General features: G+C 43.4%; 13 protein-coding genes. 5 read left to right on the plus strand and 8 right to left on the minus strand.

Annotation, left to right across the window (positions count from 1 at the left end):
• Nucleotides 1-135: 135 nt before the first annotated feature.
• Together ABF638_RS29095 and ABF638_RS29100 are read right to left on the minus strand one after the other, a co-directional pair.
• Nucleotides 136-3993 carry a CHAT domain-containing protein gene (locus ABF638_RS29095; protein ID WP_435026350.1) on the minus strand — a complete coding sequence of 1286 codons (3858 nt, stop codon included), beginning with the start codon at nucleotides 3991-3993 and terminating at the stop codon, nucleotides 136-138.
• 198 nt (nucleotides 3994-4191) lie between these two features.
• Nucleotides 4192-4881 carry a hypothetical protein gene (locus tag ABF638_RS29100; RefSeq protein ID WP_420762448.1) on the minus strand — a complete coding sequence of 230 codons (690 nt, stop codon included), beginning with the start codon at nucleotides 4879-4881 and terminating at the stop codon, nucleotides 4192-4194.
• Between the two features lie 353 nt (nucleotides 4882-5234).
• Between ABF638_RS29100 and ABF638_RS29105 the strand changes: the two genes are divergently transcribed.
• Entirely contained in the window at nucleotides 5235-7322 is a 2088-nt protein-coding gene (locus ABF638_RS29105; RefSeq protein ID WP_435026351.1) for a DNA polymerase III subunit gamma/tau, read from the plus strand.
• Nucleotides 7323-7389: 67 nt separating this feature from the next.
• Here ABF638_RS29105 and ABF638_RS29110 read toward each other — a convergent pair whose 3' ends face one another.
• Nucleotides 7390-8796 carry a glycosyltransferase gene (locus ABF638_RS29110; RefSeq protein ID WP_435026352.1) on the minus strand — a complete coding sequence of 469 codons (1407 nt, stop codon included), beginning with the start codon at nucleotides 8794-8796 and terminating at the stop codon, nucleotides 7390-7392.
• Nucleotides 8797-9224: 428 nt separating this feature from the next.
• The gene (locus ABF638_RS29115) at nucleotides 9225-9437 is read right to left on the minus strand and encodes a hypothetical protein (RefSeq protein WP_435026353.1); all 213 of its coding nucleotides are present in this window, start codon (nucleotides 9435-9437) and stop codon (nucleotides 9225-9227) included.
• 45 nt (nucleotides 9438-9482) lie between these two features.
• Here ABF638_RS29115 and ebsA point away from each other — a divergent pair, with 45 nt between their 5' ends.
• On the plus strand, nucleotides 9483-9857 hold the full coding sequence (ebsA, locus tag ABF638_RS29120; protein WP_181930772.1) for a type IV pilus biogenesis protein EbsA: 375 nt from the start codon (nucleotides 9483-9485) through the stop codon (nucleotides 9855-9857).
• A 156-nt stretch (nucleotides 9858-10013) separates the two neighbouring features.
• Here ebsA and ABF638_RS29125 read toward each other — a convergent pair whose 3' ends face one another.
• From ABF638_RS29125 to treZ, 3 genes are all read right to left on the minus strand, one after another.
• Nucleotides 10014-11531, minus strand: a complete 1518-nt coding sequence (locus tag ABF638_RS29125; RefSeq protein ID WP_435026354.1) for a trehalase family glycosidase — start codon at nucleotides 11529-11531, stop codon at nucleotides 10014-10016.
• A 228-nt stretch (nucleotides 11532-11759) separates the two neighbouring features.
• The gene (treY, locus tag ABF638_RS29130; protein WP_435026355.1) at nucleotides 11760-14558 is read right to left on the minus strand and encodes a malto-oligosyltrehalose synthase; all 2799 of its coding nucleotides are present in this window, start codon (nucleotides 14556-14558) and stop codon (nucleotides 11760-11762) included.
• Nucleotides 14559-15000: 442 nt separating this feature from the next.
• The gene (treZ, locus tag ABF638_RS29135) at nucleotides 15001-16848 is read right to left on the minus strand and encodes a malto-oligosyltrehalose trehalohydrolase (protein WP_435026360.1); all 1848 of its coding nucleotides are present in this window, start codon (nucleotides 16846-16848) and stop codon (nucleotides 15001-15003) included.
• Between the two features lie 748 nt (nucleotides 16849-17596).
• Between treZ and ABF638_RS29140 the strand changes: the two genes are divergently transcribed.
• On the plus strand, nucleotides 17597-18352 hold the full coding sequence (locus ABF638_RS29140; protein WP_435026356.1) for a hypothetical protein: 756 nt from the start codon (nucleotides 17597-17599) through the stop codon (nucleotides 18350-18352).
• A 544-nt stretch (nucleotides 18353-18896) separates the two neighbouring features.
• Here the strand turns inward: ABF638_RS29140 and ABF638_RS29145 are convergent.
• The gene (locus ABF638_RS29145; protein WP_435026358.1) at nucleotides 18897-19301 is read right to left on the minus strand and encodes a thiol-disulfide oxidoreductase DCC family protein; all 405 of its coding nucleotides are present in this window, start codon (nucleotides 19299-19301) and stop codon (nucleotides 18897-18899) included.
• Nucleotides 19302-19650: 349 nt separating this feature from the next.
• Here ABF638_RS29145 and ABF638_RS29150 point away from each other — a divergent pair, with 349 nt between their 5' ends.
• Together ABF638_RS29150 and dps are read left to right on the plus strand one after the other, a co-directional pair.
• Nucleotides 19651-20700 carry an aldo/keto reductase gene (locus ABF638_RS29150; RefSeq protein ID WP_435026359.1) on the plus strand — a complete coding sequence of 350 codons (1050 nt, stop codon included), beginning with the start codon at nucleotides 19651-19653 and terminating at the stop codon, nucleotides 20698-20700.
• A 115-nt stretch (nucleotides 20701-20815) separates the two neighbouring features.
• Nucleotides 20816-21388: a DNA starvation/stationary phase protection protein Dps gene (dps, locus tag ABF638_RS29155; protein ID WP_181930724.1), complete on the plus strand. Its 573-nt coding sequence runs from the start codon at nucleotides 20816-20818 to the stop codon at nucleotides 21386-21388.
• The last annotated feature ends 103 nt before the right edge of the window (nucleotides 21389-21491 follow it).

Below are 21491 nucleotides of genomic sequence, written 5' to 3' on the forward strand. Positions count from 1 at the left end.
ATTGAGTTTTACCCACTTGACAAGACTCTAATTTTCTTAACTTGACACCAATGGCGTCTCGCCCAGTAAATAGGGCGGGCAAGATGCCCACCCTACAAAATTAAATAATTTATTTCTTGGAGTTCCCTAAAAGAATTAATTCGGCTTACCCGTAATCGTGAATGCTGCCCAGTAATAAGGATGATTATAAAGATTTTTATCTGATGCCATTTTACTATTTCTATATAGTTGTGTCGCCAAATAAGTTTTAATTCTTACTTCTTCAGGATGCAAATTATTCAAAACATCTTCATACCATTTTGTCAGTTCACCAGCAGTTAATTCTTTCAGCCATCGTGTTGCTTCAGCTAAGGCAGTAACGGCTGATTTATTCGGCTGTAATCGTCGGTAAAACTCAATCATTACCAAAGCACTAGCCGAAGATTCTACACTCCAGAGAGTACTCACTACATGAGGAACGCCCTGACTCACAAAACCAGTAACTAAACTCACATATTCGGTGCTGATAGTGTGATTGGTAGTAATTAAGTTTTCACAGGCAGAGAGAGTAATAAGATTGTAACTTGCGAGATTTTGTTGGCATATTTCATCTAGAGTAAGTCTGTCTTCACCTGTTAATGCTAATTCGGACTTTTTAGGTTCAGCCAAATTATTAGTGACACGACCTGTAAAATGAAAGATGTTGTAATTATCAAACAAGGCATTCTCGACAATATTTTTTGTAGCTTCTGAACCCTGAATTCGTTGGATATTATTGAACATCTGGCTAACAATTTCGGACTCAAGTTTGGCAAATTTAAGTGTGGGATAACCTGTACTCTCAGGATGTTCAATACTGAGTAATAACTTATTTTGCCACTGCCAAATATCTTCAGTTCTGATTGATAAACCTACTTGGGCACTAGGTAGATAGGTGACGGTGAAATTTGATTCTACATTCGGTAACTCTTCCAGTGATGGAGAAGAGAGATGGAAAAGAGTATGAATGGGCAATCTGTACAAGTCACGGTGAGGAATTAAAACCAGTTGGGTGATACCTTCGAGTTCCTGTGCAATTGTGGAAATATTCAGGATTTCATACAGTTGCAACAGCTTCTCTTCCATATCAACTCGCCAAGAATGCTGGCTTTTACTTTCTTTGTCTTGGGCCGTGCTGCGATATTCTTGGTATTGTTGATGCCAATCTTCTAGCCAAGTTTCAAATTGAATTAGGCGTTGCACTGCTTCAGGTAGGGGCAATTCATTGAGACGGATAGCGTCTTCTCCTAAAGGTATTACCCCAGTATCTTGCATGGGTGTAAAGAGCAGGATTGGTGATGGCGCTTGGTCTTTGAGAATAAAAGTATGTAGAGCAACTGGACTAATATGCCAGTAAATAATTGCTGTTGTAGGATTGAATAGTTGTTGAATTGCCCCATAATAAGGCGAGTAAATATTATCATCCCAGCCGTAAAGTAGCCAATTTAAACAAGCATTTTTACCTTGTTCGGCAATTTCCCAGGCTTCAACTAAATCACCAGACTCTACGGCTAAATCAACTGCCAATTGATCAAAGCCTACAAATTTTAAAGCTAGCTGTTTTTTACTTTCGTCTGAGCGAGTTTCTTCACTCAGTAATTGTCGCAATAAATCTGTACCGCGTTGCAGCAATTCTTGAACTTGTGTTGTTTGTCCCAAACCCATCAGCACTTTGCTTAGAGATTGCAAAACCTCTAGGTGCAACTGGGGAAAATATTCTAATGTCAGGGTTAACAGCGCTTGATGGTACTCAGATGCAGCTTTGCGCCAATAATCGCGGGTATTGCTATGTTTTTTGCCTTGCTCATAGTAAGTATTAGCGATCGCAAAATGCAATCTCCCCCAACCTTCTGGATGGGTATCTGTTCGCAGATGCTTTAACCCTTCCTCGTAGCTAGCTAATTTTCCTTCGTAGCCACCCTGTTGTAAGGCGGGATTTGTCGCTGTGATACTACTCGAAAAATTCAGCAAGGCGTCAGAGTTCACTAAATTACCGATCGCAGTTCCCCGACCAATCCAAGCTTCCCAATAATCTTGTTTAATTTGCAAAGCGTTGTCATAACAAACGATCGCTTCGGCAAATTGTTCTAAGTAAAACAGTGCTAGTGCCTGATTATACCAAGCCAAGTGGAAGTCGGGTTTAATGGCGATCGCTTGTCGATAGGAGGCGATCGCTTCTTGTCTACGCCCTAAGTTGTCTAATGCTATACCTCGGTTGTACCAAGCTAAGTAGAAGTCGGCTTGAATGGAAAGTGCTTTATCCCAGGAAGCGATCGCTTCTGACCATCTTCCTAAATTAAACAGCACTACACCCCGGTCTATCCAGACTTCGTGGTACTCTGGGTAAATTTCTAGCGCTCTGTCGTAAGATATAATCGCCTCGGCAAATTGTTCGCCGACAGCCAGGGCTATACCTCGGTGATACCAGTTTTCCTGGTCTTCTGGTTCCAAATGCAGCGCTTGGTCATAACTCGCAATAGCTTCTGGTAGCCAACCTAACTTCAGTAGCGCTAAACCCTTGCTAGACCACGCTTCTTGATAGTCTGGTTTAATTTCTATAGCTTTATCAAATGAAGCGATCGCTTCTTCAAAGTATCCTAATTCTCCGAGAGTTCCACCCCGGTTGTACCAAGCTTTGTAGAAGTCGGGTTTCAGTTGTGTGGCTGTTTCGTAAGATGCGATCGCTTCATCAAAACGTTCTAAATGGAATAGCGTCAAGCCTCGATTAAACCAATATTCTGAGAATTCGGGTTGAAGTTCGATGGCTTGATCATAAGATGCGATCGCGCCTAACAAATCGCCTGTTTTCGCTTGTTGAAGACCTTGGTAAAACCACCCTTGAGCGTGGGTAATCGGATTATCGCTATGTCGCTCAATAATACCTGGGGAATTACTGCTTTGAACTGCCAGATCAGAAGCAAGTTGCTGGACTAAATTGGTACTTTGATCCAATCTCACCCACAACTCATCTAGGGTATAAGCCACATTTGGCTCTAAATTCGTCAAAGTGTTATCCCAGGTTTCCTCTGAGGAAGACGTTGTTAATTCAGTTCTTTGTCTAGTAAAAAGGAGATTTGCTGGTGTTTGAGTTGGATTAACTTTCTCTTCATTGCCAAATCTTAGTTCGGCTAATGAAGTGATTGAATCTTCCGCTGCGGGGAGAGGGAGATTTTCAGGTATTGCCGTTTGAGCATCTTCACCTTCATACTCCAATACCAGTTCCTCTAAGTTTTCGGTCAATATTTCTTCAAAAGAGGCATTTTGGAGTGCTGACGTTATCGGTTCAACATCTTGCACCTCATATTCCCACAATTGCTCACCTAAGCTACGGATTAGCTCTTGTCCAGGAGAAATTGGGAGAATTTCTTCATCGGTTGTAGTTTCTACGATATCTGGCTCATCATACTCCCACAACTGCTCGCCCAAATCGCGCAGCAGTTCTTGCCCAGGAGTGACTTCTACGACATCTGGCTCATCATGCTCCCATAACTGTTCGCCCAAATCGAGCAGCAGTTCTTGCCCAGGAGTGACTTCTACCTCATCTTGCGGCTGATTGTCCTGATACTCTATCTCTGTAGGTAAGTTTTGCATTAGCCGGATGCCAATGTTATATGCAACATCTCCAATTCTGCCAACATCAAGTTCACCCAATTCCACCATCTGCGTTGCTAACAGAGGATTGGGTGCGGGTGAGGCTAGCAAGCTTTCGCCAAACATCACCAACCAATCGATCCAGCGTTCAGCCGGAATCCGATTTTCGAGTCGTTGCAGATACCTCAATGCCCACTGTCGTCCTCGTGCTTGATGCACGCCTTCTAACAATTGGATAAACAATTGTTCCAGATCCGCATTGGTTAGTTCTGGTAGTACCTCCACCAGATTGTGTCCTCTCACACCCTTGAGAGAACTAGTCTGCTTACTTGCAATGAGGCGCTTGAATAACCTTTTAAGCGACTGCGATATCCGCCTGAGCATCTGCCACACTCTTGGATTTTGTTTTTCTAGATTGTAGCCATCGTTGTGTTAAAAAAATCATGAATTACGTAAAAATCCATTAGATTCTGACAGCGCTTCCGTAGAAGGTTAGCAAAAAATATACAAAACCTCAAGAGTATAGCATTACAACGTTACAATTCCCAGATTTAACTCTTGAGTTTTGACTTTGAGAAGTCGTTAATTTTCTGTTTGCTCTGTAGTCGATTCACCAGCAGGATATAGTTGACTAATCAATGCCTGGACAAGCACTTGTGGGTCATCTGTTTCAACGGCAAGCTGTTGAGCAATCTGCTGGCGTAAGTTTTCATCTTCCTGCAACATCACAAACAACTCTTCTAGGGTGACAGTTTGGTATTCTCCCTCCGGGGGGTTATCTGCTGGTGTATCTGTTAACTCTGATACTGGGGCAGTTGTCTCAGAAGGCAAAGTCGTACTGAGAGCATCTGGCCCTTCATATTCCCAGATTGGTTCGCCTTGATTGCGCGTCAACAACTGCATCCCGATACTATAGGCAACATCTCCGATTTCTCCGATGCCCAACTCACCAAGTTGCACTAACCGCGCAGCCATTTCATTATTGGGTGTAGGTGATGCGAGCAATTTGTCGCCAAAGCGCCCTAACCATTCAACCCAGCGTTCAGTTGGGATACGATGTTCAATATTGTGCAGCCATTTCTGTGCCCATGCTTCCCCTCGTGCTTGATGGACTCCTTGCAACAGTTCGTTGAAGAGAAATTCCAGATCCGTATCGTTTAAGGGTGGTGCTGGTTCTTTTGCCACATTACCCTTAGATTTTGAGGTAGTCTGTTTTCCACCAAACAAGCTCTGAAAAAGCTTTTTGAGCCATTGAAATAGCCGCTTGAGCATCTGCTAGCACCATCGAATATTGCTTATCCTAAAATTGTAGCGATCGCACTGGACTATGGCGTTAGTTCTTTGTCATTTGTCATTAGTTCTTTTTTCCCTACTTCCCACTCTTTTACTAGAACAAATGTACTAAATGATATGCTATAATTCCCATACATTGATATTGAAGTCATAGTAGAGGATAAGCTCTAGTTGCTTGCTTTCCTGAGTGCCAAAATTTACGGCATGAGTTGAGTGCAAGGGCTATGGCAACATCGATAAACAAAGCAGGTACGAGAGTTTAAAATAGTTGAATCCTAAACTCGACTCGGTGCTACTAATTCACGTTGAAAGGCATTGAAGTCTATTTTTCCATGTCTTACGAACCCCTGCACCACAAATATCGCCCCAAAAGTTTTGCTGAACTGGTGGGCCAAGAGGCGATCGCCACCACCCTCACGAACGCGATCGGCACATCCAAAATCGCCCCCGCCTATTTATTCACTGGGCCTAGAGGTACGGGGAAAACTTCTAGTGCCCGAATTCTGGCTAAATCCCTCAATTGTCTCAAAAGTGACAAGCCCACCGCAGAACCTTGTGGTGTGTGTGATGTTTGTCAGGGGATCACCAAAGGGTACGCCTTAGATGTAATTGAAATCGATGCCGCTAGCAACACTGGTGTCGATAATATCCGTGAGTTGATTGAAAAAGCCCAGTTTGCTCCTGTGCAGTGTCGCTACAAGGTTTATGTGGTGGATGAATGCCACATGCTAAGTACCCAGGCATTCAACGCGCTACTTAAGACACTAGAAGAACCACCGAGACACGTGGTTTTTGTATTGGCAACAACAGACCCGCAACGGGTGTTACCAACGATTATTTCGCGCTGTCAAAGGTTTGATTTTAGACGCATTCAGTTAGAAGCGATGGTGAAGCATTTAAGTGCGATCGCTTTTAAAGAAAACATTCAGATTTCACCCGATGCTGTCACCCTGGTAGGCCAACTTGCTCAGGGAGGGTTGCGAGATGCCGAAAGTTTGCTCGACCAATTGGGTTTATTAGCGGGTGAAGTAACACCGGATAGAGTTTGGGATTTGGTGGGGACGGTGAGCGAACAGGACTTGCTAAAGCTGTTAAATGCGATCGCTCAAGATAAACCCGAAGCAGTTCTAGACTGTACTCACTACATTCTCGATCGTGGTCGAGAACCGCTAACTATTCTGCAAAATCTCGCCGCCTTCTACCGCGATTTACTTATTGCCAAAACCGCACCCAATCGCCACGATTTGGTTGCTTGTACTCAGCAAACCTGGAAAGGGCTGGTTGAGTTTGCTCAATACTTTGATATGGGCGTGATTTTGGCGGGACAAAAACACTTGCGAGAAGCTGAAGTACAAATTAAAAACAGTACCCAGCCGCGTTTGTGGTTAGAAGTAACATTACTAGGCTTGTTGCCCAGTGCGACAAATGTTCAACTACAAGCCCCAAGTGTCGCGCCGCGAGTTAATACACCTGTTGTATCTCCAAGCTATCCTCCAGCAGTTGCCCAAAATCAGGCAGTCTCTTCTGTACCTCTACCTGAACCGCAAACAAATCATAATTCTACAAACCATCATCTTGCGGCTGTCCAAAATCAGCCCGTCACTTCATCTCCCGTAGTTGAACGGCAAACAAATCACAATTCTGCTGCTAACTCAGTTTCACCACCAACCCCGGAACCTGTAGCTGTTCCTGTGCCACCTGCGAACATTGAACCAGTAACTTCAGAAGTTGTTGGGGAAGCAGAATATGACTTAACTCAGGTTTGGCAACAAGTGCTTGCTAACCTCCAGCCAAAATCAAGGCAAGAAATGCTACGTCAAATGAGCCAACTTATCGAGTTCGACGGTGTTGTGGCTCGAATTGCTATTAAACAGGCATGGTATGACAAGGGGAAATCTTATCTACCGATGATTACGGCAGCTTTCCAGCAGACTTTCCAGCGTGAAATCCAGATAAATATAGAAAAAGGAATTTCTTCAAACTCTACCTCAACCAGAAAAAATCCTCCGCCAAAAGATTCTACTCGTGTTCAGCAACCACCTACTCCCAGTTACAACCAGCAAATTTCGCCTCCAGCGCCAGTACCACAGCCAGCAACGCCAGCACCAGCATCACTAAGAACCGAGCCGCTAGCAAAAAATGGAAATGGGACAAATGGAAATGGGACAAATGGAAATGGAGTAAATGGAAATGGAGTAAATGGAAATAGGGCAAATGGAAATGGGGCGCAAACTTTGCCTCCACCGCCAACGCGAACACCTACAACTGATTGGGAAGTTGACGAAGTAGCGATCGCAGCTCAACGTATAGCAGAATTTTTCAACGGACAAATTATCCGCTTTGCAGATGATTTCCCAGAATTCTCCGATTCGGTAACTACACCTGAATGGGTAGAGGAAGCAGAAGTTGATGATGAATAAAAAAAATACAAAATTATTTTTGGTAATTTTGCATTTTTAATTTTTAATTTTTAATTCCCCAAATGGGCTATTCCCCATTCCCCGTATGCAAGGTTTTCACCCATTTCAGGCGCTTTGGTCTTACCGACATCCGGGCAGTAGTACTGCTCATGACGACTAACCAGTGCAACATATATAAACTGCCACGCAGGGTTTGCACCAGCATCGTAAGATATGTAGAAAGTGGGAACTTTTGATCTTGACGTATCCGTTTCAGACCTGTAAACATCCCTACCATCGACATAGAAATAGACAAGCCTGTGATCGGACTTAACATTGGTGGACGATGACGCGCGATCGCCATTAATAAATCTGGGACTGCTGCTGTTGGCAAAATATACATAATCAGCATAAAAATCAGCAAATCCCAGCTTTTGCGAGTTCCCATGCGGTTTTTGAGAATTAAATCCCAATAATCCAAATAGCGCTGATAACCGCCTTCTGCCCAACGGTTACGCTGATGCCAAAGTGCGATCGCACTTGTCACTCCTTCTTCTTGCACCGCTGGATGGAAAACACACTCAATATCCCATTTATCCAAATGTAAACGGATTGTCAAATCCAAATCATCGGTAATGGTTTCCTCATTCCAGCCACCGCAGCTTTCCAAGGCTGAACGCCGGACAAATTGACCATTGCCCCGCAGTTCGCCAATGCCACCAAGGGCAGTCCGCTGTTGCTGAAACCAGGTATCAAGGGCCATTTCGGCCATTTGACCCTTAGTCCAAAAGTTTGCTTTAGCGTTGGCGATCGCTTTTCGCACCTGCACCGCCCCCACCTTTTCTCTTTGAAATAAAGGTACTACCTGTTGCAGCAAGTCTGGTGTTACTTGGGCATCAGCATCAAATACTGCTATAATGTCGCCCTTTGTCAGGGGCAATACCTGATTCAACGCCCCCGATTTGCCACCAGTAGCTTCTGCTGAACGCCTTAGTATTTTCAGTTGATCGTGTTTCTGTTCGAGTTCTGCTAATAAATCCGGCGTGCTATCACTGCTGTGATCGTCAATAATCCATACTTCGTATTGCCCACCCGGATATTCCAGATTACAAAGATTTTTGACTAATTTAGCAATTACCGCTTCCTCATTTTTGGCAGCCACTAGCACAGAAACAGAAGGTAAATCTCCCTGTATTTCTTTTGGATAGCGACGGGATTTAGTAAACACTACCACCAAGGCATGAAATCCTAGAATGGTGGTCAGTCCTAGAATAAATATGGAAGCCCAAGAAACTAAATGTAGAGCGATCGTGCCACTCCAGACGATAGTCAAGACTAGAGCTGCTTTGCGTCTACGACCTTGAAACCGGGATGTTAAAGACATAGAATCTGTCTCTAACACTGACTCCTCATCTACTGATTGGTCAGACAACAAGGAGTTGAGCGGCTCAAGCTCTTGATAAGAATCTTCTTCGGGCCAGGAATTCGCTGGCATAGGTTAGGTTGCTTGATTCAAAAACCACTATTTGTCTACAGTTAGTAATTTTACGGACAAATATCCCTAAGCTACTTTTCCCGATATTAATCGGAATGGGTAAACTGCAATACCCGCTATCCCTAAGCCAAAAGCCGCTAAGACTACCTTTGTTGTCACTGCCACTCTGGGTAATTACCTCAAATTAACCACGTTTGCTACTCTTAGACAGAGGCTTGATTCCTTTGATAGCCACTTGGGCAGGAAGCTTGTAGAGTCGGACTTTCTCTAATGAGAACTCCGATTTGGGCAAAGTAATAGTAAGGTAGCAGCAGCTCGTTGCTGGGAGAAACAGCAATAATAACATCCACAACTTTACAGTGGGGATTTTTTATGTTATTGCGCTCCGCTTCGATAAAAGTTAATGCAGCCCTATTCTAACTGAAATTTTAATATTTCTTAGCAGTAACTTCATTTATTGGGCATTGGGCATTGGGCATGGGGCATGGGGCATTGGGCATAAGGGATGAGTTTTTGAACTCCATTCCCCATTCCCCATTCCCCATTCCCCATTCCCCATTCCCCATTCCCCATTCCCCATGCCCTATTCCCCACTCACCACTGTGTGCTTTAGATACATCTTTTGGGAATACTACTAACATCCACTAATATCCCCAGTTGCAAACTAACTTGAGGAATATTTAACAATGTCTATTGAGCAACTCCAGCCTGCCACTCAACAACAAGCCAGTGTTTATTTACCTTACGTTCAGGGTACTAAGCGCAATTTTTTACCTTATGCCATCAGTCTTTATCAAAAAGGGGTTTTGGAGGGACACAGGAAGATAGAAGCCAGTGAACACGTCCCTTTTGTCGCCTCCTGGAATGTTGCTACCCTACCCTCAGACTTAACCCGTTGCCGAATCCAGTTTGATGGCAACGCTGACTTGAGTTATGAACTGATGATGGCCAGTTTCGAGTTTATTAATTTTTTAATTGAACTTATGGACAACTATAAACGTCATAGATTGACCGATTTTTCACAACCGTTTTATCGCAAGCTACTGCGTATAGACGATTGATTAAACTCAGCCGGACTTTTGCCAGTTCGGCTGTTTGTAGGTAATTGGTCTTTGAAGACGCGATTTATCGCGTCTCTACATGAGGGTTTTGTTGCTCATTCTGAACTGTATTGATCTATATTCTGACTCCTGAATTCTGAATTCTGAATTCTGACTTTAAACTTTTTTCCCATCGGCTGCTAAAAGTTCTAGAATGACTCCATTTGTCCAGCCGAAACCAACTTCATTAGAACTATATCCAAAGGAGATTTCGTCGGAAACGTTGGCAGAACAGCGTTCAACATCATATTTCTCAACTAGGGTGTTGTGACGCTCGAATTCTTTAATTACCATAGCTAAGAATTTGTTGGTAATGCGATCGCCTTCTGTATGATACCCATAGCGGTGAAGTCCTTGAACGGCAATTAATGTCAACGGTGCCCAACCAAAGGGGGCATCCCATTGGTTTCCGGTGACATGAGTACTGGTCAAAATTCCGCCTGGGGCTTCAAACAAAGAGAGATTTTCTACGACGCGCTGGGCTTGGGCTTGAGAAGCAATTCCCAACCACAGGGGATAGAAGGTGGTAGCAAATTCGTAACGGCGGCGTTTTGCACTCTGGAAGTGATAGTCGAGATAAAGTCCCCGTTCTTCATCCCAGAGACATTTATCGATCCGATCGCGGCGGATATTTGCACGATCGCGCCATTGTTTTTCCAGTTCTGTGTTCCCTAAAATGTTGTTAATTTGCCCCAAGTCTTGTTCCACCTGATACAGCAAACTGTTGAGGCACACAGGAGCATAGTGGAGGATATCAGCACTGAAGGGGCCAAATCGGTTGGTGATATCAAAACCGGACTCTCGCATGGTGCGATCGCCCCGATAAAATAGATTGGTCAGTTCGTCATTTTCCCGGTTGTAGTAAAGACTAACGTCATAATCCTCAATCTCAAAAGTTTTATAGTACTCCTTGACGCGATCGTAGTGGCTTTTTCCCTCTTCATCCCGCTCAGAGAACAAAACTTCTGGCGCGGCGCCTTCCCCAAAGGCATAGAATCGGGATAAGCCTATTGGAGCATTTAGATGGGGCGGTACTACCCAGTAATAATAAAACTGTTCTAGGATCGGTACGGTTGATTTTAACCACTCTTCATCTTGGGTGTGCTGAAATAGAGCCAAAACCATCATGCTGAGGACGGGGGGTTGCGATCGCGACAGCATATAAGTCCGATTGGAATTGAGGATAGTGCCGTAATGCTGCACCTGGTAAAGCATTTGCTCTACTTGGCTTTGGGCTAGCTCCAATTCTTGATCGCGTAAAAGTCCCAGTAATATAAAGTAGCTATCCCAGCCATACATTTCGTTAAAGCGCCCACCTGGTACAACATAAGGCCCTGGTAGGTATAGTAATCCGTGTTCTTTAATCGCTTCGACTTCTGGTGGTAAAGTGCGAATTTCAAGCTGTTGCATATCCTTGGAAGATAGCGATCGCTCTAACACAGTTTGAATGTTGGGACAATCTTCTGATGGTGAAATGTAGACTATCCAGGGAGTGTCGCTTTTGTGGTCTAGTTTGGTATCCTTGGCAGATTGTAATAAGTGTTCGTGCGATCGCGTTAAGGTTTTCCATGTTTTTTTGATATGGACGCGCACGGCGTCTATTTGCGCGGTGGTAAGTGCTGGGGGAGTGGTCATAATTCAGAATTATTTTTTAACGCAAAGGGACGCGGAGGGAACCGCAGAGGTACGCAGAGGTTTTACTAACTCAGTGCTGAGTGCTGAGTAATATTTAATAAGTATTCGGTACTTCCGCACTACGGTAAAAGCCCCGCAAGAGTGTGGGTGGTCTTTTCACTCAGCACTCGGAACTCAGCACTCAGCACTTTTCATTGGGTTCTCTCTGCGTGGGATTGATTTTTGTTTTTACTCGGCAGTGCTAATTAAGAGGGCAACTGGGAAATGGGTGAGGGCTGTTGCGATGGATAGGGTTTCTGTGGTGTGTAAGGGTTGCTGAGTTATAACGTTTTTCCAGGTGTGGGAAGTTCCAGGGGGTAATTGTAGGTGCGTATCTTGCCAAACTGACTCGCCCAGGGGGTTGTCTCCAGGCTGGATGAGGCTGGTTAAAAAGCGAGGTGCGATCGCGATCGCTGTTTGATTTCCTTCCCGTCGCGCAAAGGCGATAATGTGATTGGCGGAGGTTCCCTGAACTTCTAAGGGTAGATAGTCGCCGTCCTGGAATAATGAAACATAGTTTGTTCTGGCTTGGAGTAATTGAGCCGTTAAAAACAGTTTGATTCTACCGTCTGTTTTCTGGTTCAGTAACTCCTGAGTTAGTGCGAGAATATCTGTTTTTGCTTGTTCGCGGATGGCGCTTAAGTAAGTACGTCGCTGTTCAAAATCTACTGGACGGCGATTGTCTGGATCTACTAGGCTTAGTTCCCAAAGTTCGGTTCCTTGGTAAAAGTCGGGTATACCGGGTGCGGTAATCTTTAGTAGAGTTTGAGAAAGGGAATTGAATATCCCATAGTCTGCAATTCGCTGTTGAAAGGGACGAAAAACTTCTAGAAATTCCCCGGAGATGGAAGAGTCGAGTACTTTCTCAATAAAGGAAGTACAAGCTTCTTCGTACTCGCTATCAGGTCGCAACCATGCTGTATGCACTTTTGCTTCTCGAATTGCTTTAATTATATAGTCCTTTACCCGTTCTACAAAGGATGCCTGTTCATATTCGGCAAAGGGAAACGCCCCCACCAGGGTTTGATAGAGAAAATACTCATCGTTGCGATCGGGCATAGCAAACCCGTGGCGATGGCTACGATTTCCTCGATTAATGGCGCTCCAAGTATTTACCTGCTGTTCCCACTCATCGGGAATTTCTGAGAGGACATTCAACCTAGCCCGCACATCTTCGCCGCGTTTGGTGTCGTGGGTAGCTGTGGTGTTCATTGTGTGGGGCCAGGTTGCTTGGTGCTGTTGGTTAAAGGCATGAAATTTGGTTACTGAAATCCCAAAATGACTGGGATTACCCCCAACTTCATTTAGCGACAGCAGCCGATTGTAAACATATAATGTGGTGTCTTCAACGCCTTTGGCCATGAGCGGGCCGCTGTATTGCTGCATTCGCAAGACAAAATATATCCACTGTTCGCGTTCTGTTTGAGTCAGAGAATTATCAAACTCTAGCAGCATTAACTTTTCAATAAAGGTCAATTCGTGCTGCAATAGGGGCGCTTGTTCTTTGGCTTGGCTAATTACTTCTTGAATGGTGGCGCGATCGCTATCTCCAATGCCATCGGGGGTAATATAAGTACGATAAATCGGGAAGAGTGTCAAAACTTCTGCGATCGCTCTTTTTAATCCATTCAGTGTAAAATCATTGCCATAGCGATATTTACTGGAAATATTCTTGAGTAAAAGAGCCAGATTGTCAATATCACCTGCTAAATTCTTTTCCAGGATCAGGTGCTTCTTATCCTTCACTACCGATGCATAATCTACTCTTGAGCCAATAAAGTTATTGTAGATTTTATCGAATTGTGATTGATTTTCATATTGACAAAATACGCCATTTACATAGTTCAAAAAATCATATCCAGATGTACCTTCAATTTCCCAATTCTCTGGTAAGTCTTCGCTAAATTCTAAAATCTTTTCAACGGTGATATAAATATCTCCCGTCTTTTCTCTCAACCTTTCTAGATACTGGATTGGGTTATAAAGTCCATCAATATGGTCAATGCGTAAGCCTGTAAATTTGCCTTCCTCAACCAGTTTTTGAATTAGGCTGTGGGTATTATTAAAAACTCGCAGTTCTTCAACTTTCACGGAAATTAGTTCGTTGACAGTAAAGAAACGGCGGTAGTTCATTTCCTCCGCCCCAACTTTCCAGAAGGCGAGACGGTAAAATTGGTCATTCAGTAATTCATCTAGGAAGTTAAAGCTTTCTGAATTACCTGGTTCTCCGTTGAAAGTTTGGATATTTTCGTCAATGAACTCACGGATTGCATCGTTTGTAGTGTAGAGTTCCCAAACCAATCCTTTAATAAATGCGATTTGGTCTTGTCGCTGTTTACCCGCAACCTCTGAAGGCACATTTTTGAGAATGTAAAGAATCCCCAATAGTTTAATAAAATCGGGGTGATTGCGTCCTAGTGTACGGGTGAGTTTACCTAAATTATGAGTAATAAATTTTGTGTACGACTCTAACCGCAGTGGCAGTTTTAAGCTGTAATAGTTGACAGTTAAACCGTTTTCTTCATATTGCAGTTGAATGTGTCCGTTTTCTAGGGATGCTCCATAGAAATCTCCCAGTAGCGGCGCGAGAATTCGCTCTTGGCGATCGCCAAATGGTGCATTCCAAGAAAGGTCGAAGTAGTCGGTATAACTGGAATCTGGCCCGTGTTCCAATACGTCCATCAAGTAAAGATTTTCGCTGGTATAGGCCATGTGATTGGGCACAATATCTTGTAACCAGCCCATACCAAGGGATTGAACTTCATCAACTAATGCATCAAAGGATTCATTAGTTCCCAGTTCGGGGTTAAGTACAGTGGCATCTACTATATCGTAACCGTGCGTACTCCCAGAGCGTGCCTTGAAAATGGGGGAGGCGTATAAATCGGAAATACCTAAATCTGCTAGATAAGCTGCGATCGCTTTAGCGTTGTCAAAGCCAAATTGGGGTGTAAACTGAATTCGATAAGTTGCGGTAGGAATTCGCATATTTTTTTAGTGGCGAGTGGGGAATTTGAGCCTTTTAGCCTGAACGTTAAGTCTTTTTGCCTGAATGTTAAGCCTTTTTGCATGAACGTTGAGGCTTTTTGCCTGAATGTTAAGCCTTTTAGTCTGAATGTTGAAGCTTTTAGCCTGAACGTTAAGCCTTTTAGCCTGAACATTGAGCCTTTTAGCTCGAAACTTTAAGTTTTATCAAATTTTACTCCCCTTCCCTCGCAGGGAAGGGGCTGGGGGTTAGGTCTGTATTGCACTCAAATCAGAAACCCTATATCTTAATACGGTTTAGTTAAGGGCTAATTGTACAAAATTGTGGGTTTTGGAGACGTGATAAATCGCCGTCTCTACAAGTGTTTTGGTCTGATCTGAACTGTATTGCGCTATATCTCCTTTCTTTTTGTTTTGAATTTTGAATTTTGAATTATTAACTCCCTCATCCATTTTCATACAGGACTATACTAGTAGCTTTTACTGTCACTTCTTGTCCCGCAGACAGATGTTCAGCGGCTTCAGAACCAGGCCCAGACCATGAGGTATCTGCTGAGTCCAACAATTTGTTAGCATTTTGCTCAAATGGCAAACTCACTTTCACTGGCGACGAATTGAAATTCATCACAAATATTAGTTCACTCGATTCGCACCAACGACGCACGGTGACTACCTGCTTTTCTTCATCGCTAGTTGCTTCGATGAAATTGCGGTCTTGATTTAAAAGTGCTGGATGCGTCTTGCGTAAATTAATTAACTGGCGATACCAATCCCATAGAATCTTGTGATTACCTTCATGGCGTAATTGCCAATTAAGTTTAGAACGCAGGAAAGTTTCTGCTGATTCGGGATCTGGGGGATCATCTGCATAGTGAAATGCTTCAAATTCTTGTTTGCGTCCGGCTCGAACTGCTTGAATTAAATCTGGATCGGAGTGACTGACAAAGTAAATGAAGGGTGCAGTTTCACCGTATTCTTCTCCCATGAACAACAGAGGTAAGTAGGGCGACAGCAACACAGCACCAGCGGCCAACTTTAATCCTTCAAAAGAGATTCGCTGGGTGAGGCGTTCTCCTTTCATTTGATTGCCGATTTGATCGTGATTCTGAATGCAGACTGTAAACTGTGATAAAGAGCGATCGCGGCAAGATATACCATGAAATCGTTTGCGATCGGGCGAGTATTTCCAATCGTAGACAAAAGTATCGTTGTAAGCTTTTACCAAATCAGCAAACTGCCCAAAATCTTGATAATATCCTTGGCGATCGCCTGTCAAGAGTGCGTGCAATGCATGGTGAAAATCATCACTCCATTGAGCATCGATGCCATATCCACCCAATTCTGCCGGACGAATGATTTGCGGATTATTCAAATCACTTTCAGCAATTAAATGGCGTTTCCATGTTTGTCCTTCTTGTGAGAAATTATGAACTGCTTCGGACAGTTCCCATAAAAAATGCTTGGCTCCCAAGTCGTAAATCGCTTGAATCGCATCGAGGCGCAATGCATCAATGTGGAATTCTCGCAACCAGTAAAGCGCATTTTCGATAAAATAATTTCGCAAACCCTGACTATGGGCATCATCGAAATTCAGCGCTTCGCCCCACGGAGTTTTATAGGTTTTAGTAAAATAGGGTGCGAACTGACTCATGTAGTTGCCTTCTGGCCCAAAGTGGTTATACACCACATCCAGCACAACAGCGATATTGTGTTGGTGGCAAGCATTTACCAGTTGCTTCAGTTCGGCTGGGCTACCGTAAGAATTTTGGACAGCAAAAGGGTAAACGCCATCATAGCCCCAGTTGCGATATGCAAGAGTTGCCTCAATATGAGTATCTCCCGGAAACTGGGAGATGGGCATAATTTCAATAGCGTTAATTCCCAGTTCTCTCAATTCTGGTAAACGGGAAATAATGGCGGTGAAAGTTCCTTCAGGTGTAAATGTCCCAACGTGGAGTTCATAGAAAATCATCGACTCCAAAGGAATACCCGCCCATGCTTCATCAGTCCACTCAAACTGATGATCGACAATTTGAGAAGGCCCATGCACTCCTTCTGGTTGATACTGCGACGCCGGATCGGCAAAAGCGTCTTGGCCATTCAAGACATACCGATAAAGCGTACCCGGATACACATCGTTGACTTTCGCGTGCCAGTATCCCTCAGACTGAGGCTTGAGGGGAATAACCTGTTGCTGTGGCGTCAAGGTTTTTACCGTGACGCTATCTAATAGCGGAGACCAAACTGTAAATTCACATTCTCCGTTACCTAAGTAGTTAGCACCAATTCTCACGCAGTATCCTCCCGTCAGTCCAGTGTGTTGTGCCGAATTGTGGCGCGATGGCATACCCGCCCTTTCCGGTGGCGATCGCAATTGTCATTGATTGCACAATATTTACAAACACGCCAGATAGCATAATGGTTGGTCTTACAGACTTTTTGCTAGCACCTGGAGGCGGATTTTTAGACAGAAAAAGTCTATCTAATGACAAATTTAGCTAATAAATACGAACAAGAATATCTAGAAGCTGACACAGACGTTCCTCAATCCTTTGATTTACGAGCCGTTTGGAGTCACTAGCAAGAACACAGCAGGTATTGGATTAAAGAGTTTAGATTTTCTTAAGCTTAACTACTATCGTAAATATACTGATACTGCTAATATCATTTGGGGATACTGTTCTGTAAAATTGTAGCGGCAATGTCTACTAAGTATTGAGTTAGGCAGTTTCTGAAGGGATTTCCAAGAAATAAATTATTCATCTTGTAAAATTTCGTTTCTAGCCTCTGGCTGGAAATACTATTTTTGGCGGCTCTGCCGCCAGCAAGAGAGGCAGCAGCCCCAAGGATGGGCATTCCCAGTTTCAGACTGGGAACGAGAGAATATCTAAAAGCTTATTCTAGACTGGCTTTGACATCAATGATGAGGATACCCATTCCACAAAAACATTTGGGATGTTTTTTATTTGGAAGCCCCTAATGGTGAGGGATGGGGGAAATTAAGTAATGACAATTTGTTTACATGCTTGGGAAACAATCTAATGACTAAATCTGACTTCTTTCAGCGTCTAGCTTCTGTAGGACTGGCTAGCACAATTTCAACGCTTACAATTATATGGACAATTCTAACGCCAGGAATAGAAAGTACAGTACAGGCTGCTACTTATATAGAAGAAAGCGGTGATGGAAATCTGATTCCGGGAGATGGCCCAGTAAACATTCCTACTTTCCACAAAATTGAAGGGATTCTCAACAATGGCGGAGATATTGATTTATATCAACTTCAACTAGACTTGGATGCGAATGTCACGGTAGAAAGCTTTGTAGTACAACAATTAATTTCAACTTCGCCTATTTTTCCAAGTACTGCAACTTTAGAAAGCTCTGGATTACAACCAATTTTCAGTTTCCCTGATGTTTCAGGTACTGCAACTCTAACACCCAGTTTAAATTTTTTCCTTTTTGACAAAAATGGGAAAGGCTTAGGAACAGGTTTTAGTAAGTTAAGCTTTAGCGGAGTAAAAGATGAAATTTTTTATCTAGGAATCAATGGAAGCGTTGCTCTCAACACATCAGGAGATCCAATTCTTGATCCATCTGTACCAGATTTTATCGGTACCGGAAGTTTAACAAGTTGGCAAGATCCAGGATTGGCTACACAGGCGATAATAAATTATCAAGTCTCTTTGACAGCCACATCTGTTCCAGAAACCTCTTCAACTCTAAGTTTCCTCGCTCTCGCTACTCTAGGCGCAGCATCAACCCTTAAACGCAAACTGAAACCTTCCAAGAAATAAATTATCTTATCTTGTGGGGTGGGCATCTTGCCATTGGTGTCAACTTAACGTGAAACTGCACGTCCACCAGGAATTGAAATTCCTGGCTCATAGCGGAAGTCATCTAAAGATGACTAAATATCCCCAAAAATCTTGAGTCTACTTCAGTAGACTTTACCTATTAGGCGGGAACTTCAGTTTCCGACGGGTACTCAAGCCAAGCGAGAAGCCATTTCTAGCTTAAGTTGACACTAATGAGCAGTACTAAACCCCTACGAAAAATCTATATGTATCAAGATTTTCGTGAAATGGTATAACTAATGGGGCAAACTACTAGTAGTCTGTCAAATTCATTTTGACGGTCAGAGAGACGTGATATAGAGAGACGCGATAAATCGCCGTCTCTACAGGGAATTTATCCATCAATTATTTATTTATTGACAGACTGCTAGTCTCTGACTGGGAATGTCCGCCTCCCAAACTGGCGCTAGCAGCCCAATGAGGTGCATTTCCAACCAAAGCCTGGAAACGGGAGAAAGGGTTTTTACCGAAAAAATATGCGCCTCTAGGGTTTGCAGCTACCATCAGCACAGTACGATGATTGATAGGTATTAGAACGCTTGCCAAAGAGTGTATAACGATTATCGCGGATTTGTTCGTAAAAGCGATCGCCTGCCCATTTCATCCCCGGTAAGGCTCGATAAGCGTCTACAAATATACTTCCTGCTGGCAATAACCGCCCAATTTCTTCTGCTGCGTTACTACCTTGCCAACGCTTCTGAGGTTCATTGCCATCAATTAAAATCATCCCCTGTTCGCAATCTTGATCTGTAATTCCCCACTGTAAAAGTGTCTGCTCATCTTGCATAGAAGCGTAGCGAAATAACTTTCCCTTGTCTAAGGTTTCTAGAATTTGTACTAGGGTAACGCAGAGATTACAATTCCCGTCGTAGATTACGTAGTAGTTCATGGAAATAACTGCTCTTTGGCAATTGACTTGTCGGATGTGTATAAACACAACTTTGGTATTCTAGCTTAGAAAACTGTAGCGATCGCTCTTGTCTCACCACCTAGCCCCCAGTCCCCAGTCCTCAGTCCCCAGTTCAAATGTGCATAATGTCGTCAAGTTTAAGTTGTAAATTTGGTAATAGTTCTGACGAAAATTAATTTTTGAAGGCGATCGCATTCACAAAAGAGGTTGCGTTTAAATAGCACAAAAATACAAATAAGAGCTTGTCCTCAAACATCGCTCCGTTTCCAGTTATCATGCCTTTGGGATAGTATTTGCACCGTTTTTTTTCGTTAATGAGAAAATATTCATGAAATACAAACTCTTGGGCAAAAGTGGGTTAAGAGTCTCTGAACTCTCCTTGGGAACCATGACTTTTGGTGAAGATTGGGGTTGGGGTGCATCTGTTGACGAAAGTCGTAAAATTTTTGACACTTATGTAGAAGCTGGGGGAAATTTCATTGACACTGCCAACGGTTATACGGATGGTAGCAGTGAAAAAATTGTTGGTGAATTAATCGCTAAAGAACGGGAACGCTTTGTAGTTGCGACAAAATATTCCTTTCCTTTGCAGATGAATGAGAAGAAGGGCGATCCTAACGCCAGTGGAAACCATCGCAAGAACTTAATTCAATCTTTGGAAGGTAGCCTGAAACGGCTGAATACCGATTACATTGATTTATTCTGGTTGCACGCTTGGGATTTCACAACACCGATTGAAGAAGTCTTGCGATCGCTTGATGATGTCGTCCGTCAAGGTAAAGTATTTTACATTGGTATTTCTGACGCCCCTGCTTGGATCGTTTCCCAAGCAAATACCATTGCCCATTACCAAGGATGGACGCAGTTTGTTGCCTTGCAAATTGAGTATAGTTTAATTCAGCGAACAGCCGAACGAGACTTGCTACCGATGGCTAAAGCCTTTGATTTAGCTGTAACGCCTTGGTCGCCTTTAGGTGGTGGTGTGCTAACAGGTAAGTATAATCAGCCTCCGCAAGCAGGCGATGAACAAGGACGACTCGAAACTTTTGGGGGAGGAATTTCTGAGAAGAATTTAGCGATCGCGCAGGTTGTTAGCCAAGTGGCGGCAGAAATTGGACACACGCCCTCACAGGTAGCATTAGCTTGGTTACGCGCTCAAACTGGTGTGATTATTCCGATCATTGGGGCACGTAAATTAACGCAGTTTCAAGATAACTTAGCTTCCCTTGATGTCAGCCTCTCGCCAGAACATCTGCAACGCTTAGATGAAGTAAGTAAAATTGAATTGGGTTTCCCCCATGACTTTTTGCAGAGTGATATGATTCGCGATCGCCTTTTCGGTGGTACATTCAATACCATAGAAAACCATCGCATCTAAACCTAATATTCATAGACAGTAACACATTCAGACATTAATATAATCTGTCGTCAGAGAGTTTCGCGCAGCCAACCAAAATCTGTAAAGTTAGATTTAAAAGGCATTAACTACAACTATGAGCGACAACACCATTTCATCACGTTTGTATCCTACTCGTATTGACATTCCCGCCGAAGCGCGAGTGCAAATCGTGGTACTTCTTAATCAAACCTTGGCAGCTACTTTGGATCTGAAAACCCAAGCAAAGCAAGCGCACTGGAATGTTAAAGGAACTGACTTCTACCAGCTACACGAATTATTTGATGAACTTGCTGGTGAATTGGAAGAGTACGTCGATATGGTAGCTGAACGCGTCACAGCTTTAGGCGGATACGCTTTCGGAACAGCCCGCGCCGCAGCTGCTAATTCAATTTTGCCAGAATATCCCTTAGATATTTTGGATGGTAAAGACCATGTAACAGCTTTATCAGACCGCTTTGCACTCTATGCGAAACATATTCGGCAAGCGATCGCTAAAACTGATGAATTAGGCGATGCTGATACCGCTGATCTTTACACCGAAATTTCTCGCACTATTGACAAACGACTCTGGTTCTTAGAAGCTCATCTGCAAGTAGCAGAAATTAAGGCAGAGAATGGCAAAGCGGGTACTACTAAAACTCAAAAGATCCCTGCTGGTGTCAAATAAGCACTTCTGAAAGACACCGTATTCAGTAATAGCGATCTGTCTTAAAAATCAAGCGATCGCTAACAAAAAACATCCGCGGTAGGGGCAATTCATGAATTGCCCC

It is taken from the genome of Nostoc sp. CALU 1950 (genome assembly GCF_051172895.1).
Classification (GTDB): Bacteria; Cyanobacteriota; Cyanobacteriia; order Cyanobacteriales; family Nostocaceae; genus Nostoc; species Nostoc edaphicum_A.